Annotated in this window: 3 protein-coding genes; 1 reads left to right on the top strand and 2 read right to left on the bottom strand. The window is 61.6% G+C overall.

Annotated elements, in window-relative coordinates; translation table 11 throughout:
- Together AC1D0Z_RS17965 and AC1D0Z_RS17960 are read right to left on the bottom strand one after the other, a co-directional pair.
- A partial coding sequence (locus tag AC1D0Z_RS17965) for a Bug family tripartite tricarboxylate transporter substrate binding protein (protein WP_477659561.1) occupies nt 1-806 on the bottom strand: 806 nt, incomplete at its 3' end.
- 260 nt (nt 807-1,066) lie between these two features.
- Nucleotides 1,067-2,119, bottom strand: coding sequence for a CDP-6-deoxy-delta-3,4-glucoseen reductase (locus AC1D0Z_RS17960; protein ID WP_477659560.1), 1,053 nt, complete (start codon nt 2,117-2,119; stop codon nt 1,067-1,069).
- A 59-nt stretch (nt 2,120-2,178) separates the two neighbouring features.
- Here AC1D0Z_RS17960 and AC1D0Z_RS17955 point away from each other — a divergent pair, with 59 nt between their 5' ends.
- Nucleotides 2,179-3,135, top strand: a complete 957-nt coding sequence (locus AC1D0Z_RS17955) for an SDR family oxidoreductase (protein WP_477659559.1) — start codon at nt 2,179-2,181, stop codon at nt 3,133-3,135.
- The last annotated feature ends 315 nt before the right edge of the window (nt 3,136-3,450 follow it).

Below are 3,450 nucleotides of genomic sequence, written 5' to 3'. Positions count from 1 at the left end.
GTTTTGGCTTCGGGCGAATTCAGCGCGGCGACGAAGGCCTGGTTGAGTTTGGTGACCACGTCTTTCGGTGTGCCTGCAGGTGCCACCAGGCCCCACCAGGTGTCGATTTCAAAGCCTTTGAGCGTCTCGGCCACGGTAGGCACATCAGGCAGCATGGCGCTGCGTTTGGCGGTGGTGACTGCCAGCGCCTTGAGCTTGCCGGCCTTGATGTTGGCTGATGCCGTCGCCAGGTTGTCAAAGTTGTAGTCGACCTGGCCGCTCAGCAACGCCAGCTGCGCCGGGTTGCCGCCGTTGTAGGGAATGTGTAGCGCGAAGATGCCAGCCTGCGCCTTGAACATTTCGCCGGCAAGATGCCCGGCGCTGCCATTGCCGCCGCTGGCGTAATTGAGCTTGGCCGGGTTTGCCTTGGCGTATTTGATCAGGTCGCCCAGCGTGTTGATTTTCAGCCGCTGCGCGGCGTCGGCGTTGATCACCAGCACGTTGGGCACGCGCACCAGCTGCGTGATGGGCGCGAAGTCGGTGGCCGCGTTATACGGCATCCTGCTGTAAAGCCAGGGGTTGATGGCGTGGGTGGCGACAGCGGAAATTCCGATCGTCATGCCATCGGGCGGAGCCTTGGCGATCACATCGACGCCGATGTTGCCGCCGCCGCCGGGTTTGTTTTCAATGATGACGGGGCCCAGTGTGTCCTTGACGCGTTCGGCCATCAGGCGGGCGGTTACGTCAATGGGGCCACCGGCTGCATACGGCACGATGATGCGCATGACCTTGGGCTGGGCGTGTGCCGGAGGGGCTGACAGTGCCATGCCGGCAATGAAAAGGGCTCCCAGGCATTTGCCGGGCAGGGAAGTAAAAAAGGAAACGGGTCGAATGTTCATGCCTCGTATTGTTGCAAATAATCGGAGCCCGCAGGCTTTGCAGCGAATCGGTTTTTCATGAACCGGAGCGCATTCCAACAAAAAAGCCCCGGCTGACGGATCAGCCGGGGCGTTTCTTTTTCTTCTTCTTTATTCTTCTTGTTTGTCGGGGTGGGCCGACTGAAAGCCCGGAGGCCGTCAACGGGATTTCAGGTTTCCGCCGGCACAGTGGCTTGGGCTTTTTCTTTTTCGGTCACAAAGGAGTCGGCATAAAACTCGTCGCCAGGCAGGCCCGCAGCCGTGTAGGCGGCCTGGGCCGAATCCACGACGATGGGGGCGCCACAGGCATACACCTGGTGGCCGGACAGGTCGGAAAAATCTTCCAGCACGGCCTGGTGGACAAAGCCCGTGCGGCCGGTCCAGTTGTCTTCTGGCAGGGCATTGGAGATGACGGGCACGTAGCGCAGGTTCGGCATTTCCGCAGTCCTGGCCTTGACCCAATCGTCCATATACAAATCAGCAGGGCGGCGCCCGCCCCAGTACAGCACGGCCGGGCGCGTGATGCCTTTGTGTTGCAGATGCTCGATCAATGCCTTGATGGGCGCAAAGCCGGTGCCCGATGCCAGCAGCACCATGGGTTTGTCGCTGTCTTCGCGAAGGTAAAAGCTGCCGAAGGGGCCTTCGATGCGCAGGATTTCTTTTTCCTTCATGGGGCCGAATACATGCTCGGTGAACTTGCCGCCCGGCATGTGGCGAATGTGCAGCTCAACGCCCGGGTTGTCGGCCTGGGTGTGCGGGGCATTGCCCATCGAATACGCCCGGCGGTCGCCATCGCGCAGCAAAAATTCCACGTACTGGCCAGCGTGGTATTTGAAGACATCACTGGCCGGCAGTTGCAGGCGTACCACCATCACGTCGTGCGAAGCCTTGGCCATGCTGTTGACGCGCACCGGCATTTTTTTGATTGGAAAAGCGCTTTCATCGGTGACGTGGCGTGATTCAAGGACGACATCGCTGGTTGCCCTGGCGCTGCAAGTCAGTATGAAACCGTTGGCATCTTCTTCGGGTGACAGGGCCTTCACCTGGTGGGCGCCGTGCAGGACGCTGCCCTCCAGCTTTTTGGACTTGCAGGAGCCGCACGCGCCGTCCTTGCAGCCGTAGGGCAGGCCGATGCCCTGGCGGATGGCGGCTGCCAGCAGGGGTTCATCTGCCTCGGCCACGAATGTCCTGCCGCTGGGTTGCACGGTCACGTTAAAGCTCATATTCGGTATCCTTGCGGTATCTGTTCTCGACTCGGCCGATTTCCCGGCAACCCCCAATTTTGCCCTCAAACCTGAATCCCTTAGGCTCCCTGCCTTTTCGCTTCCGCCGCGAGCGGATTTTGATCGTCGGCTGCGGTGACGTGGGCCTGCGTGTGGCCCGGCTGCTGCCGCGCAATAGCCGGGTTATGGCCCTGACCTCATCGCCAGGGCGCGCCCCGGTTTTGCGCGCACAGCGCATCACGCCGCTGCAGGGCAACCTGGACGACAGCGCCTCCCTGCGGCGGCTGGCGGGGCTGGCTACGCGTGTCGTGCACCTGGCGCCGCCACCTGGCGACCAGCCCGACTGGCGCACAGACCCGCGCACGCTGGCGCTGCTGCGCGCCCTGCGCCTGCGCAGCCTGCCGCAATCGCTGGTGTACGGCTCCACTAGCGGGGTGTATGGCGACTGCGGCGGTGAATGGGTGAACGAGACGCGACCTTTGAGCCCCCATACACCGCGCGCCCAGCGGCGCGTTCATGCCGAAGCGCATCTGCGGCTTTTTGGCCGGGCTACCGGCACCCGTGTGCACCTGCTGCGCATCCCGGGCATCTATGCGCCTGATCGCGAGGGTGGCACGCCGCGTGGCAGGCTGCTCAAAGGCACCCCTGTACTGCGTGCCGAAGACGACGTCTATACCAACCATATTCACGCCGACGACCTGGCCCGCGCCTGCCTGGCGGCGCTGTGGCGCGGCAAGCCCCAGCGCGCCAGCAATGCCAGCGACGACACGCAGCTGAAGATGGGCGATTATTTCGACCTCGCGGCGGACCTCTACGGCCTGCCGCGCCCACCGCGTCTGGCAAGAGGCACGGCACAGGAAGAGCTGCCGCTGATGTTGCTGAGCTTTATGAGCGAGTCGCGCCGGCTGGACAACACCCGCCTGAAGCAGGAGCTGCGGCTGYGTTTGCGCTACCCGACAGTAGCCATCGGCCTGCGCGATCAGCGAGCACGCCCGCCCCGCCGCGCAGCGCAATAAATGCCATTGACCGCCTGAAATGAACGGGTTGCTACCCCATGGCAGCCCGTTTTTTCATTTTTTGGTGTATTTTTTTGGCAACGGCAGTCAGTCAAATGTTACAACCAAAGCGGTAACAAATTGAAACTAAGGCCGTCGACCTGGAGCACGTTTCCATTAACCGCAAAAAGAACTTTTTTTAACCCGATGTGCCGTGTTTCCTTTGTGAATACCATCAACTCGAATGCCCCATTCTTGCAATCGGCTGACGCCAGGGGATTCGCGGGATGTGAAAAATGCACAAAAAAAGTTCGAGAAATGCGCGTGCAGCAGCGC

It is taken from the genome of Polaromonas sp. P1_E3 (genome assembly GCF_056405935.1).
The sequence above is the reverse complement of the archived record's forward strand: the minus strand, read 5'-3'. Positions and strand labels throughout refer to the sequence as shown.